10 protein-coding genes are annotated in these 14,651 nt (G+C 56.9%); 6 read left to right on the top strand and 4 right to left on the bottom strand.

All coding sequences use genetic code 11. The features are described from left to right. Window positions 1–64 precede the first annotated feature (64 nt). The 3 genes from J2805_RS03870 (at window position 65) to J2805_RS03860 (ending at window position 3,782) form a co-directional block, all read left to right on the top strand. Window positions 65–529 carry an Lrp/AsnC family transcriptional regulator gene (locus J2805_RS03870; protein ID WP_028271531.1) on the top strand — a complete coding sequence of 155 codons (465 nt, stop codon included), beginning with the start codon at window positions 65–67 and terminating at the stop codon, window positions 527–529. Window positions 530–882: 353 nt separating this feature from the next. Further along, complete coding sequence (locus tag J2805_RS03865) at window positions 883–2,400, top strand: tyrosine-protein kinase domain-containing protein (RefSeq protein WP_309969492.1); 1,518 nt, start codon at window positions 883–885, stop codon at window positions 2,398–2,400. Between the two features lie 116 nt (window positions 2,401–2,516). Further along, window positions 2,517–3,782, top strand: coding sequence for a hypothetical protein (locus J2805_RS03860; protein WP_309969489.1), 1,266 nt, complete (start codon window positions 2,517–2,519; stop codon window positions 3,780–3,782). A gap of 1,390 nt (window positions 3,783–5,172) precedes the next feature. On the opposite strand, the gene J2805_RS03855 is transcribed toward J2805_RS03860, so the two are convergent. From J2805_RS03855 to rfbA, 4 genes are all read right to left on the bottom strand, one after another. After that, entirely contained in the window at window positions 5,173–7,083 is a 1,911-nt protein-coding gene (locus J2805_RS03855) for a glycosyltransferase (protein ID WP_309969486.1), read from the bottom strand. After that, a complete protein-coding gene (locus tag J2805_RS03850) occupies window positions 7,070–8,242 on the bottom strand; it encodes a glycosyltransferase family 4 protein (protein ID WP_309969483.1) in 1,173 nt (390 codons plus the stop codon). The genes J2805_RS03855 and J2805_RS03850 overlap by 14 nt, the downstream gene beginning before the upstream one ends. Then, entirely contained in the window at window positions 8,242–9,414 is a 1,173-nt protein-coding gene (locus J2805_RS03845; protein WP_309969478.1) for a glycosyltransferase, read from the bottom strand. Before J2805_RS03845 ends, J2805_RS03850 begins: the two co-directional genes overlap by 1 nt. A 272-nt stretch (window positions 9,415–9,686) precedes the next feature. Next, a complete protein-coding gene (rfbA, locus tag J2805_RS03840) occupies window positions 9,687–10,547 on the bottom strand; it encodes a glucose-1-phosphate thymidylyltransferase RfbA (protein ID WP_309969475.1) in 861 nt (286 codons plus the stop codon). 55 nt (window positions 10,548–10,602) lie between these two features. Between rfbA and rfbB the strand changes: the two genes are divergently transcribed. The 3 genes from rfbB (at window position 10,603) to J2805_RS03825 (ending at window position 14,542) form a co-directional block, all read left to right on the top strand. Further along, window positions 10,603–11,601, top strand: coding sequence for a dTDP-glucose 4,6-dehydratase (gene rfbB, locus J2805_RS03835; protein WP_309969471.1), 999 nt, complete (start codon window positions 10,603–10,605; stop codon window positions 11,599–11,601). Between the two features lie 151 nt (window positions 11,602–11,752). Continuing rightward, complete coding sequence (locus tag J2805_RS03830) at window positions 11,753–13,180, top strand: sugar transferase (RefSeq protein ID WP_463675094.1); 1,428 nt, start codon at window positions 11,753–11,755, stop codon at window positions 13,178–13,180. Window positions 13,181–13,228: 48 nt separating this feature from the next. After that, window positions 13,229–14,542, top strand: coding sequence for a UDP-glucose dehydrogenase family protein (locus tag J2805_RS03825; RefSeq protein WP_309969466.1), 1,314 nt, complete (start codon window positions 13,229–13,231; stop codon window positions 14,540–14,542). Window positions 14,543–14,651 lie beyond the last annotated feature (109 nt).

The following is a 14,651-nucleotide window of genomic DNA, read 5'->3' as shown; positions in this document are numbered from 1 at the left end:
TCTGGCCTACTCTGAAAGACAAATCGTAAGTGTGAGCTGCGTTACCGGCGGGAGTTTTGGACAAATGGCAGAGACCGAGGCGGACCAGGTGGCGGTGCCGCTGGATGACGTGGACCGGAACATCATCGCGGAGCTGACACGGGACGGGCGGATGTCAGTCACTCAGGTGGCCGAGAACGTGCATATTTCACGGGCGCACGCCTATACGCGGATCGCACGGCTAACCGGCGAGGGAGTGCTGACCAAGTTCACGGCACTGGTTGACCCTATAAAGGCGGGACTCAAATCCTCCGCCTACGTGACGCTTAAAGTGAGGCAGCATTCGTGGCGCGAACTGCGCGAGCTCCTCAGGGCTATCCCGGAAGTGCACCACATTGCCCTTGTGGGCGGCGACTTTGACGTCATCCTGCTGGTGCGGGCTGTGGACAACGTGGACCTGCGTCGGGTGATTTTTGACCAGCTGCAGTCCATGCCGGGGGTTTTGGATACGCAGACGTTCTTGGTGTTTGAGGATGTTGATACGCGTTGATCTAGTTCCGGTTTGCAGGCACAGAGGAGTGGACCTACACCCTGCTGATCGCCGAAGCGTCGGGACATCCATGGGAACCTCGTACAGCGGAGAAACGCGCAACGCTACCGCCCTGCAACAAGACTTTTAAACCAATGCGCTACTTCGAGTCAAAGCTGAAGCGCAAGGTTCATAACCGACGACCACCTTGCCCAGCGTTCAAATTGGGCGTCTTGTCATACGGCCCAGCCCTGCGCCGCAACGTGGAGCACACAATAACTGGCAGACGCTATCATTGTTGAGACCGCACGAATATTGCCGTTCTGGGGATGCTTCGCGGCAGGTCCCAGCCATTGACACAGGGGGACCTCGGTTTGGACCTACGCGACTATTTGCGCATTTTTAGGCAAAACTGGATTTTGATTGTAGCCGTCACGTTGATGGCTCTGCTGATCACTGGCGTTGCCTCAGTTGCATCCAAGCCAACATATACAGCGGATACACAGCTGTTCGTAGCGATCCAAAACTCCGGGTCCGTTCAGGAACTTCAACAAGGCAATACATTTAGTCAGGCGCGAGTGCAGTCCTATGTGAAAACTGTCGGTTCGCCCATTGTTCTGCAGCCGGCCATTGATGCCCTGGGCCTACCATTGAGTGCAAACGAGCTCGCCAGCCGAGTCACGACTTCGACGGACATCAACACGGTTCTGATCAACATCTCCGTTACAGATAGCTCCCCTGTTCAGGCTGCGGCGATCGCGCAGGCAGTGTCGGACAGCCTCATCAATGCCGTGGACACTCTGGAAAAACCAAAAACAGGCGGAACTTCGCCGGTGAGCCTCTCCATTATCAAACCTGCAGTTGCTCCGGAAGAACCGTCAGCGCCGAATACGCGAATGAACCTCCTTCTTGGCTTGGTTATCGGGCTTGCACTGGGCGTCGCAACTGCTGTTCTTAAGACCATTTTGGACAATCGTATCCGCGGCGAAATGGACCTCAGGCATGTTACTAATGCTCCGCTCCTCGGCGGTATCTCATTCGATCAGGACGCGGTAAAGAAACCGCTGCTTACACAGTCCGAATCGCAAAGTCCACGAGCTGAATCTTTCCGACAATTACGTACGAATCTGCAATTCGCGAACGTCTCGGGCCGCGCCAAGACAGTCCTAATGACGTCGTCCCTCCCGGGCGAAGGCAAGAGCACCACTGCAACCAATCTCGCAATCGCTCTCGCACAGGCGGGTCAGTCAGTTTGCCTCATAGACGCCGATCTCCGGCGGCCAATGGTCAACGAGTACCTTGGACTCGACCGAAACGCTGGTCTTACGACGGCTCTAGTGGGAGAATCTGACGTCGACGATCTGCTCCAGCCCTGGGGAGACGACAACCTTTTCGTCCTCACCTCTGGTCAAATCCCACCCAACCCCAGCGAACTGCTCGGTTCCGTGGAGATGAAGGACCTGATTGTTCAGCTTGAACATACTTTTGACCACGTAGTTATTGACGCGCCTCCCCTCTTGCCAGTCACAGATGCGGCCGTCCTTTCACAGCACGTAGGCGGTGTCGTCGTCGTAGTAGGTTCGCAAAAGCTACGTCAAAATGATCTCCAGAAGGCGTTGAACGCCCTCGATATGGTCGGGTCGAACATTCTCGGCATCGTGCTGAACCGACTCCCGGCAAAAGGCCCCGATGCGTACGCGTACTCCTACTACGGGCATGACGACAAACCTGTGGCGGAGACTAGGGTCGCCCCCCGGGCATCCAGCATGCGTCTGGCGGGCGGTAAACGAGAAACCACTTCCTCGGTGGGCCAGAACTTCGATGCGACAGTGCTCACCGAGAATGAACGCCCTGCGGGGTTGTTCCCTGCTTCAAAAGTTGATCGGTCCTAACAATATCGGCCAAGCCCAAGGCTCACCCCGATATCGGCAATGAAAAAAATTGAGCGTGCTAGCCTTCTGCGGCCGACGCGCCACAAAGGCCAGCTCCCCATTCGTCAGGACCAGATATGAAGTCCAAGACACAGACCCGCCCACGCCCTCCGCGCAGAGCACTGGTTGCCAAATCCATTGTCCGCGGTCCGGCTCTCTCACTTGGGTCACAGCTTATCGGCCTGGCCCAGCTGCTGGTTCTATTGTGGCGTGTAGGCGCAAATGAATCTACCGATGCCTACTTCTACTTGTTTAACATCGGCATGTTGCCCATACAAATTGTCATCGTCGGAGTCATGTATCCGCTGCTACTCAACGACGACAAGATCACCCGCCGGGCAATCAAACGGTTGCGGTGGTTGACACCCTTGCTCTGCTCCCTGCTAGTCGCAGCGGGAGCAGGATGGCTTTACATAAGTGAAAGGCTCGGCCCTGACCTCGCGCCCATTGCCGTCGCATCCCTCGTCAACGCAACTTTGCAGGCCCGAGTCTGGTTCAGGGCAGTAACTGCTGAAGCTGCCGGAAATCCCAGATGGATTTCCGGCGTGGCGCTTCCGGCGAACTTTCTCGCCCTGCTCATTCTTCTCTTTCCGTTTTCCAGCGCCCCTTCCGCCGTCCTGTTCATGATTTGCGGACTAATTATCGGCAATAGCGTCCTCCTTGTAGTCATGGCAAGACTCCGGGTCGGCGATGAGGTAGTGCGCCTCTCCCCTCGCTCGAAGGCTCAAAGAAGTTCAGCATCTCTTTGGTTTCTCGGCAAGGCTGGAATCGGTTACGTCGGCCTGACGGTGCTGCAATCGTTGGCGGTTCTGCTCCCCGCCTCCGCTGTCACACTACTGAACCTGGCAGTCAAAATTGTCGGCTCGATCAGCGCAACGCTTGTAAACTCTGTCATGCCCATCCTGGTACACCAGAAAATAGATTCGCCGGCCGCTGGGCGCAAGTTTCTGCGGATTTTGACGGCTGGTTTAGTGATCGCCTCGTCGTTGGGAATCGTGGGAGTGGCCGCGTACCGTCCAGAACTCACCGTGCCTGCTGTCTGTCTGAGCCTCTGGGCAGTGGCTTCTGCAGCCGCTGGGACCGCTCAGCGAATGTCATTCAGGTTCCTCAAGCCGAGCGCTTCGCGGGTGACTATTTTAGCCGTGCCGGTCGTCGTCGGATTCGCCCTTGCATCAGTCAATCTGCCGGGATTCCAGCTCGTCGTATTGCTGTGCGCCTACGCTGGTGTCGACGCGGCAACATCCACACTGCTCCTCGTATCGCTCAAAGACAGACTCATGTCGGCAATACTTGGAGGCGTTTCGGCCGGGTTGGCTGGAATTTGGTTTTTTGCGTTACGGTAATTTAGTTGCCTGCAAGCCCTCTAATGCAACGTGCATTGATGAAATGCGCGGGAGCGTTAAGTGATCCTACGGAGGCGTAAGAACTATTGCAGCGTTCCTTCTAACAAAATGCATGTACAACAGGTGGCGCCGCCGAGGGCCCTCTCATCGCCAGATGCGCCCAACCATCAGCGGGGCTTGATCTGGCCGAGTCCTGGCCATATTTTCACGGACCCCTGTCTGGATCCTGACCAAACCAGTTGCTCAGCCACGCCGGTCGTCGGCACCCATAACCTAACGGTGGTGGCCTTTCAGCGTCCATGGTACTGATCCCGCGGTCCTGCGAGGCCCGTGTTTCTCCTGCGACCGGACAGCCAGCGCTGACCCATCGGGCAAGGCCTCAGCTTTCGACCTTACGAAAGCCACCCAAGACTCGAATTCTTCATGACTTAACCTTGCAGCTAGCTCTCGGCACGCTTTAGGATGTCGCCCACTCTACCTATGTACGAACTGAGACTAAATGTCTCGTGCCAAAAGCTCTGGATGGAGTTCTCCTCACCTTCCGCAGCCTCGGCAATGGCTCGGAGCTGAGGCAAAAAGGGACGATTGCGATCGCAAGAACTAACGGCCGGCCCGATTAGGTACTCTGACATTCCTTGGCTTGACGTGGCAGCAACAGGGATCCCGCTCTCGACAGCTCCCACGAGAACCATATGTCCTGCGGCGCGTGTTCCCTCGAGAAGGGGCAAGAAGACCACTGAGGCCGTGCTGAGCAGGGCCCCGAAATCCCGAGGGCTTAACGGACCAGGCCTGCTGACGACGTTGCCGCCGGAGACACGCTCCTGAGGAGGCTCTCCTGTGGCTAGCGTCAAACGAACGGGAATCTCGCTCCGGAGAACTTCTTCTTCTAACGACCGGATTGCACCGAGGTCTCGATCCGATGTTCCGCCAACGAAAATGTGCAGCCCCTGCGGTGCCCGCTTCGATGGATATCCAAATGTATTCCCGTACAAGACAGCTTCGGCTCTGCCGCCAGCAGCGTTCCATGGTGCGACTTCAGACTCGGACAACGTAATTACTGGTGCGCCGCCTATGAGCTTGCGAAGGACCTTCCAACTCCGGCTAGTGGGCTCGGCGTATATGCCGGTCACTACGAAATCCTTCCTCCCGGTGACACGAAGCGCAGCACCGATCCATGGGTTGTTGGCCAGGTATGGACCTCTGATTCCCGGCTGCAGCGTTCGTACCGCAAGAAGAAACGAATCAAGGCCAATGCCGAGAACCCTGGATCCGAGACGTTTTCCACTAATGGCAGAAGACGGTTGTCTTACGACCCGGTCAATGTATGGGCTATTAAGCCAGGCATGATCTGATACCGGGTTCGCAGGGCCAATGGCCAGCAATGTGTAGGTCACGATTGATATTTCCTTCTCGTGGAGACTTGGGACTTGACCGCCCAGCCTTGCCAGTCCGAGACCACGGACTGGAACATGACACTGGCCGCCTCATAGGCTTCTTGTTTGCCGTGCCCAATTGCGTGATCAAGTGCAGCGGACCAGGACTGACCCGGAACGTTCCCGTTCATCGGTTCAGTGACCAACAACGGGGAAGTGGCCCCATATAGATCTGCCAGGCTGGTGGCCGCCCTGCCGACGATAGGTGTGCCTGCTTCCAGCGCTCGCATGGCGATACCGCTCTGGTAGAAGCGCTTATAGGGAATCACAATTACATCGCTGGAGCGAACGAGTTCGTCCAATTCCTGTTCCGTAACAAATCGAGAATCGACCTTCCACCCGTCTACAGCCGGCCACCCTCGCCCGGCAATTTCGAGGTCGCATTCCGCAGAAAACTGAGTCGCCAGTGTCTGTAGGACATCCAGATCTCTATCCTGTTTGAATTGGCCAAGCACACGAATTGCGTGGCGTCGCCCTTCAGCCAATCTTGGTGCCGGCTCCCTGCGTTCTGGACTCAGCATGGGATGCCCCAGAATCTCCAGATCCGCGCCGAATCCAAGCTCGCGCATGGCATCTTCAGCCGCGGTACTGTGAACAATAACTCGCGGCCGGCTCGGGAATAATGATGCCAGCCGCGCGACGGCGCGGCCATTTCCTATTGACCGAACCAGCGGTTTAGGATCGTGGTACACAACCGCCGAAGACTTTCCGCAGATTGCACGAACCAAGATCAGGTCCACGAAACCGGCTACAGGCCATGTCACCAGTTTCTGTGTTGGCTGGCCCCCATGTCCTAGCCTCCTTACTTTGACGAGCAGTTCCATGTAGTCCAGGAGCCAACGCACGCGGCCCCGTCCAGACACGGATGGTTCGTCTATGGAGTGCACTCGCACTTGCACGCCCGAGGCCCGAAGCAGCGTCTCTAAGGCCTTCGTATAGTGAGAGAGTGCGCCGCCTAGCGGATTCACAATATCGATTACCGGGGGTTGGCCGGATACCATTTCCCCTTTCAGCGCGGCGCCCGCGCGCCAGCCTGAGATAAGCGGGCCCCACTGTGATGTACCGCGTCGCTTGATGACATCGCGGACGACGGAATAGCTGACTATGAAAGGCACAGAAGCCAGCCTTTGCAGCCTTGAACCGTTCTTTCTTTGGAATAGTTGGATATTCCGTGTCTGGTAGTACGGAGGCACTCCTCCCGAGCTCTGCCAGACGACAGAGGAAGGTTGAATGATTACTCGCCATCCGATGCGGCGGAGCCCCTGCTGATGATCGGTTTCCTCCATGTAGAGGAAGAACGATTCATCAATCGGATGTTCCTCAACAACGGACCTTCGAAACATCAGGAAGGCTCCATCCACCCATTCGACAGTCTGATGGCCGTCGGATTGCAACTCTGTGCGGGACGCCTTGTGCTGACGGTGCCTGGGCAGTCCAAGGACACGAGAAAAGTATCCACCGGCGGACCAAACAGTCTCGGAGTCAACGCCCGTCACCAAAGCGGGACCTACAACAGCGGCATCTGTGCATCCCTGGAGGGCGATTTGGAGTTCATGAACAGCGCCAGGCTCCGGGAGCGACTCATGAGTTGACACCAAGAGGAAGTCAGTTTGTTTCGTATTTTGCGCATGCCATCGAACACCGAGATTTACAGCCGCGCCATAGCCTGAATTCGATGTGAACACTAGGTTCACTGCCGCTGGAAGCGACAACTTCAACTTATCTGCCTTATCCGGTTCTTCGCTGTTGTCGATAACAACGAGGTTCGCCGGAAGAACGCCCTCGGCGAGGAGCCTATCGACCGTTCCGGGCAGAGTATCGTAACTGCGGTGGTGGACTATGACGGCCGCTACGTTAGGCAATGTCATTTTTCGTGTCCTTAGCGGTGCTAGAAAAGTGGGTTGTATGGAGCCAGGCGTCCGCTGCTATTCGGCCCGGGACTACCGGCAGGGACTGCCAGACCTTTGTACGCGGAAGTGGGCGCTTCAAGGCGCCAATAATTGCGGCCGCCAGTTGACTCTCCACGTCCGTTTCAGGCACGACGGTGTGTTCCTCATTCGAGAGCCAATCTGCTAAGCCAGTTTCATCCGTGGTTACCACAGTGAGGCCAAGCGAAAGCGCTTCGGTGATTGGCAGTCCAATCTGCTCCCTCCACCGTCCTGATCGTTTGGAAGGCGCCACCAATACGTCGGCTTTCGACAATTGCCTTGCAGTCTCTCCGTGAGGCACTAACCCGCAAAAAACACGAGTCGCCGGACGTTCAAGACACCATTGTTCGACCGCGTCAGCATGTTTGCCTCCACCCACCACGGTGAGCACGGCTGCAGGCACGGCGTCTTCGACTGACGGCCAGGCCTTCATCAAATCCAACACACCCTTTCGGTCATCGAGTTCGCCGATGAAGATAGCTCTCGTTCCTGATGGGGCGGCTATACCGTCGCTCGTGGCAGCGCTCTCCGCAGGTAGCTCCTGAATGAGTCGATGCTCGATACGCTTCACACCAGCCAATGAGTGGTAAACGCTCATCGCGGCTGAACTTCCGAATGCTATCCGGTCGATAGTCAAGCAAATAGCGGCACCCATGATCCGAAGAAATATTCGTTCAATTACCGAATTAACCTTGGAACGCGGCGACAGTAAGCTGTGTATATTGTTGTTTTCAATGGCATAAGTGACGGCTATTCTACGACCCGGCTTAAGAAAGCCGGACAATTTCCACGTCGCAAGGAGGAGGAAGTTTTTCGGTGCAAACCGAAGCCACAGAGGTTCTGGTACTTCCAAAATTTGAGCATCCGAGACTGCTATGAACCGCAGGCACTCAAGTAGACTGACTTTGCGGAAGAATTCGGGGATTTGAGTCTCACCTAAATCGTATTTCTCATCAAAATACAATGTCATCGCCGGCACCATACGAGACGATCGCTTCACCTGGGCCGCGCGGAGCTCAGGGCGAATTCTTATACTGTTTAAAGCCGACTCGCTCAAGGAAAAGTTCGGCGCTTTGTCATTGCTGGCGTTCTCTTTCATTATTCACCGTTGATTCGCGAAGCAGTGCCAGCAGTAGCCTCAGCGGGGTGCATTGGCGATTTTTTGCGGTCAAAGAAGCCCAGCATTTCGCGGAGCGCCTTTTCATATCGACCGCAAACGCTTGGCCAGTTGTAGTGCTCCTGTGCCCGCTTTCGATTGGCGGAACTTGCCTCCGCCCTGGCCACGGAGTCGGTCACCATTAGTCGAACGGCAGCCTCGATCGCGACCGGGTCGGACTCAACCAAGAAGGCCTCATTGGCTAAGACCTCAATGTTGTATGGTGTCCGGCGAGCAACGACAGGAGCCCCGCAAGCCATGGCCTGAACCAGGGCAGGGTTGGTGCCTCCGACACTGTGCCCGTGGAAATACGCTCCTGCATGCTGCCATAGGGACATTAGCTTTTGATCATCACTAACATGGCCCAACCAGGAAACATTCGAGTGACAGTTGCTAAGGTCGGCGGCCCGGGCGTCCAACTCTCCTCCGTAGCCCGAAGAGCCCACGATAACTACAGGGTGGTCTTCCGCGATTCGTTCAGCAGCCGCGAAGAACTCAGCCACGGTATTTTCGGGCACGAATCTCGCGACCATGAGCACGTACTTCCCATGTTCGAGTCCGGGATGAATATCGATCTGGCCGGGAAAATCCCCGCCGTATGGAATGAAAACGGAATCACGACCGAACTCCGTCTTCCAGCGCCTCTGAATTTCGACTGAATCACTGACAAGAACCGTGCCGAAACGAGCCGTAAACCGCGCACCCAGCTTGAACACGAACTTTGCCAGCGCTCCCCACTTAGCCCGTTCCCATTCAATTCCGTCCACGTTCACAACAGAAGGAATACCTCGCAGGCGGAGCAACGGAAGCCAAAAGCCGTTGGCTACATTCATGACCAGCGCGACGTCGGGTTTCGCAAACATTGAGTGAAGCACTGAAGTCAGACCAAATGTGAGTGTACTTAGCGACTTGTTTTCAAGCCCTAATGTTGTGGTCGAACGGACACGTCGATCACGCGTCGGGTCAGAATCCTTCGTGGCACCGGCTCGCCCATATACGTTGACGTCCCAACCGCAGTCCACCAAATAAGGCGCAATCTTCCTAACGGCGGTCTCGAAGCCTCCGTAATAGCTCGGGTACCCACGCGTTCCAATTATCGCCACCGATTTTGACATGATCGACTGTTTCTCCGAGTCCATAGTTGCCGCTCTTCCGTTTACTACTCGCCCCTCCACAAAGTGGTAGCGCAAATGAGATTGATTTCTCTGCCCATAGACACTCGCTATTGGGGCACTTACGCGGGATCCGGCTCCTCATCCACCGTGGCTCCGTGAGGGCACTTCGTTGGGTTCGCCAGCGCGCTTACCCTAACATATGTAGCCTCTTGGCTATCAGCCGCCGGCGCTCAAAAGAAACCCTAATGGGGAGTACCTAGCACATTTAGCGTTCAGTCGAGCAGGCTCAGAAGGTAGGACCCGTAACCACTCTTGACAAGCGGTTCGGCACGGCGCCGTAGTTCGTCGTCCGTTAGAAAGCCCTGCCTCCAAGCGATTTCCTCAGGCGCTCCAACCTTAAGACCTTGGCGGTTTTCCACAGTCCTTATGAAGTTGGACGCATCACTCAGGTCATCGAAGGTTCCAGTGTCCAGCCACGCTGTTCCGCGCGGGAGCACCTCAACTTGCAGCTTTCCGCGGTCGAGATACGTCTGGTTTATGTCTGTGATTTCCAGCTCGCCCCGCGCTGACGGCACCAGGTTCTTAGCGATGTCGACTACATTGTTGTCGTAGAAATACAATCCAGGTACGGCATAGTGACTTCTCGGATTTGAGGGCTTTTCTTCGAGAGAGATTGCCCTTCCTGCGTTGTCGAATTCGACAACGCCGTAGGCCTTCGGGTTTTGGACCCAGTAGCCAAACACTGCCCCACCGTCCACATTTGAATACCGGCGAAGTTGCGTGCCGAGACCATGTCCATAGAAAATATTGTCGCCCAAGACAAGCGCAACGGATTCCGTACCGATGTGATCGGAACCGAGCGTGAAAGCCTGCGCCAATCCATCCGGGGAGGGCTGCTGAATGTACGAAAGATTAACTCCAAACTGGGAGCCGTCTCCGAGCAATCGCTGAAATTGGTCGGCATCATGTGGTGTCGTGATGATCAGGATATCCCGGATGCCGGCCAGTATCAGAGTGGACAAGGGATAGTAGATCATCGGTTTGTCGTAGACAGGGACAAGTTGTTTGCTGATGCCGAGGGTAATTGGGTGCAAGCGCGATCCAGTTCCCCCAGCCAAGATGATTCCTCGCATGTGCCAGATCCTTTCGCGTTCGCGTCACTTCCGCAAACCGGTAAAGTCATAGTTCATGGGGAACTTACTTATCACCGGCGGTGCCGGCTTCATAGGCTCGAATTTTGTCCACTACGTTCTCGAGAACACCGAGGACCACGTCACGGTCCTGGACAAGCTGACGTACGCAGGCAACCTGGAATCCCTGAGCGGGCTCCCGGAGGAGCGCTTCCGCTTCGTGCAGGGTGATATCTGCGACGCCGCCCTGGTCGACGGCCTGGTGGCCGACGCCGACGTCGTGGTCCACTACGCGGCCGAATCGCACAACGACAACTCCCTGCATGACCCCCGCCCGTTCCTGGACACGAACATCATCGGCACCTACACCCTGATCGAGGCCGCCCGGAAACACAGCAGGCGCTTCCACCACATCTCCACCGACGAGGTCTACGGCGACCTTGAACTCGATGACCCGGAACGGTTCACCGAAAACACGCCGTACAACCCCTCCAGCCCGTACTCCTCCACGAAGGCCGGCTCGGACCTGCTGGTCCGCGCCTGGGTGCGGTCCTTCGGGCTGCAGGCGACCATCAGCAACTGCTCGAACAACTACGGCCCGTACCAGCACGTGGAGAAGTTCATCCCGCGCCAGATCACCAACGTGATCGACGGGATCCGGCCCAAGCTCTACGGCAAGGGCGAGAACGTCCGCGACTGGATCCACGCCAACGACCACTCCTCCGCCGTGCTTGCGATCATCGACAAAGGCATCATCGGGGAGACCTACCTCATCGGCGCGGACGGCGAGAAGAACAACAAGGACGTCGTGGAGCTGATCCTCGAGCACATGGGCCAGCCCCGGGACGCGTACGACCACGTCGTGGACCGGCCCGGCCACGACCTGCGCTACGCCATCGACTCCGCCAAGCTCCGCAACGAACTCGGCTGGGAACCGAAGTTCTCCAACTTCGACGCCGGCATCGAGGACACCATCGCCTGGTACCGCGAGAACGAAAACTGGTGGCGCCCGCAAAAAGCCCACACCGAAGCCAAGTACAAGGAACAGGGCCAGTAACCACTCAAAATGGTCGCCGTGCCGTATTTGGCTGAGTGGCCCCCCGGCTCATGAAACATTACATATGACACGTCGACGAGCTGTATCCTTACGGCGGGGAGCTCCCGTCAAAACACAAATATCTACATGATGGGGATGCTAATTGGGGACGGTGCCGGATTGGCGTGTGCGGACATCCCGCAGGCTGCGTGTCGTTGACGCATTTGTAATAGTTTGGGCGGTCGCCGGTGCCTATATCGTGAGATTTGGCTTGGAGCCCAGCTTCGTCGTTGACGGACAGGAAATCACGTACGTCTGGCTATCTGTGGCACTTGTTGTGGCGTGGTGGTTGATGTTGGGTGCATGGAATACACGACAAAGCCGAATTCTCGGGGCAGGTGCCGATGAATACAAGAGAGTAGCCGCGGCCTCCCTCTGGCTGTTTGGCTTGGTGGCCATATTCTCCTATGTCCTGAGAATCGATACTGCGCGTGGCTACGTCGGTATCGCACTTCCTGCAGGTCTTTTTGGACTCGTACTTGCCCGTTGGCTGCTTCGACAGCACTTGAGCGTTGACCGTCAGGGCGGCGACAGCATGTCGCGCCTAATATTGCTTGGAGGCCCAAGTGCCGTGGCGCACTTAGCACGCACACTGACGCAAGCAACACACTCCGGGTACCTGCCCATAGCCGCTTACACTCCAGGAGCGTCCGAGAAGTCGGCTTTGGAACCTATTTCTGGCCTCCCAGTTCTGGGCAACGATCCTGGAGTGCACGCAATTTTAGATGCAATTGATCGATGCAAGGCTGACGCCGTGGCAGTCTCGGCCGGAGTGCAGTTACACCCTCAAACTTTGCGGCATCTAGGCTGGGAACTTGCCGCTCGCAACGTGGGGCTCATAATGGCTCCAGCACTTACGGACATTGCAGGACCCCGCATCCATACACAACAGGTCGCCGGGCTTCCATTGATTCACGTGACGACACCAACGTTGGAAGGTGGCCAGCGCGTTGCTAAACGACTATTTGATGTCGTCGTTTCAGGCCTTCTAATTGCGTTGGCGGCCCCTCTCATGGCCGTCATTGCGATTATGGTCAAAATCGACAGCCGCGGCCCCGTGCTCTTCAGGCAGGAACGCGTTGGCATCGAAGGCGCCCACTTTGGCATGCTGAAGTTCCGCTCGATGGTTGTCGACGCTGAACAGCGACTCGCTGAACTCGCACACCGCAATGAGGGAAACGGAGTTCTCTTCAAGATTAGGAATGACCCGCGCGTCACCAAAGTTGGGGGCTTCCTCCGCAAGTACAGCCTTGACGAACTCCCGCAGCTCTTTAATATCTTCGCGGGAACCATGAGCCTTGTTGGCCCCCGACCGCCCCTGCCCCGTGAAGTCGAGGTGTACGAGCACGATGTCCGGAGGCGACTGCTCGTAAAGCCAGGTCTTACTGGCCTCTGGCAGGTTAGCGGCCGCTCGAATCTGTCGTGGCAGGATTCTGTCCGACTCGACCTCTATTACGTTGAAAACTGGTCATTAGCTGGCGACCTCGTGATCATTCTTCGGACCGTCCGCGCCGTGTTCCACAGCACTGGCGCGTACTAAATACTTTCAAAGTCGGACGACTGCCCTCTTGGGGAAGGACCTATCTAAATGCGCATTTCAGTTATTGGCTGCGGTTACCTGGGGGCAGTACACGCTGCCTGCATGGCGAAACTTGGACACGACGTGGTTGGCATCGACGTAGACGAGCACAAGATCAACGCGCTCTCGGCGGCAAAAGCACCATTTTACGAGCCGGGACTTGAAGATCTTCTCGAGGATGTCCAAGCAACGGGACGGCTAACTTTCACGACAGACATGGCAGCCGCGGCGGGCAGTAGCGTGCACTTCATCTGCGTGGGAACGCCCCAGAAGAAAGGCGAGAACGGGGCGGACATGACCTATGTGGACGCAGCGGCAACTGCCCTACTGGAACATCTGGCTCCAGGCGATCTAGTTGTCGGCAAGTCGACAGTGCCGGTCGGTACTGCCTCCCGCTTGTCAGCTCTTGTGCAGGAACATGAACCGGGCGCACATTTGGTATGGAACCCGGAATTTCTCCGCGAAGGGCACGCGGTTTCCGACACTCTTAGCCCGGATCGTTTCGTCTACGGCGTGGCAGATGGATCTGAGGATCACCCGGCAGTCGGCATTCTCGACGAGGTCTATGCTGTCCCTCTCGCGGCCGGCATGCCCCGATTGGTGGCCGACCACCCCACCGCGGAGCTAGTTAAGACGGCCGCCAACTCCTTCCTTGCTACGAAGATCTCTTTTATCAACGCCATGGCTGAACTATGTGAAGCGGCCGGAGCCGACGTCACCCGGTTGGCTGATGCCATCGGCATGGACGACCGCATTGGCCGCAAATTTCTGAACGCCGGTATCGGGTTCGGCGGAGGCTGTCTTCCGAAGGATATCCGAGCATTCATGGCCCGCGCAGGTGAACTCGGAGCGGACCAGGCCCTAACGTTCTTGAGGGAAGTGGACGCCATCAACATGCGCCGCCGCTCTCGCGTGGTCGAACTGACCCGAGAACTCTGCGGGGGGATGCTGTTGGGAAAGCGGATCACGGTGCTGGGTGCGGCATTCAAGCCGGAAAGTGATGATGTTCGTGACTCGCCGGCACTCAGCATCGCGGCCCAACTGCAGCTCCAAGGGGCTGTGGTTACAGTGACCGATCCAAAGGCGCTACCTAACGCTGCCAAACGATTCCCGGAACTGCATTATGAGTCAAATCTCGAAGCAGCGATAGGTTCAGCGGATGCCTTGCTCCTTCTAACGGAATGGCGGCAGTACCGGGAGCTTGATCCCTACGAGCTTCTCGGCCGGGTCGCCTCACCCCGTGTGCTCGACGGCCGCAACGTGTTGGACGCAGAAAAATGGCGTGCTGCAGGCTGGCAGTACCGTGGGCTCGGACGACCGTAACGGTGACGAACACAAATGATTCTTCAATGCCCTCGGACAACAACCTACGAGGGCCGGTGGCTGTCACGCGCTCTAGCCAACGTCGTCGGCGCCTGTTGGGTACAGTAAC

The sequence above is a fragment of the Arthrobacter oryzae genome (genome assembly GCF_031454875.1).
GTDB lineage: Bacteria > Actinomycetota > Actinomycetes > Actinomycetales > Micrococcaceae > Arthrobacter > Arthrobacter oryzae_D.
This window is presented reverse-complemented; position numbering and strand designations above follow the sequence as displayed.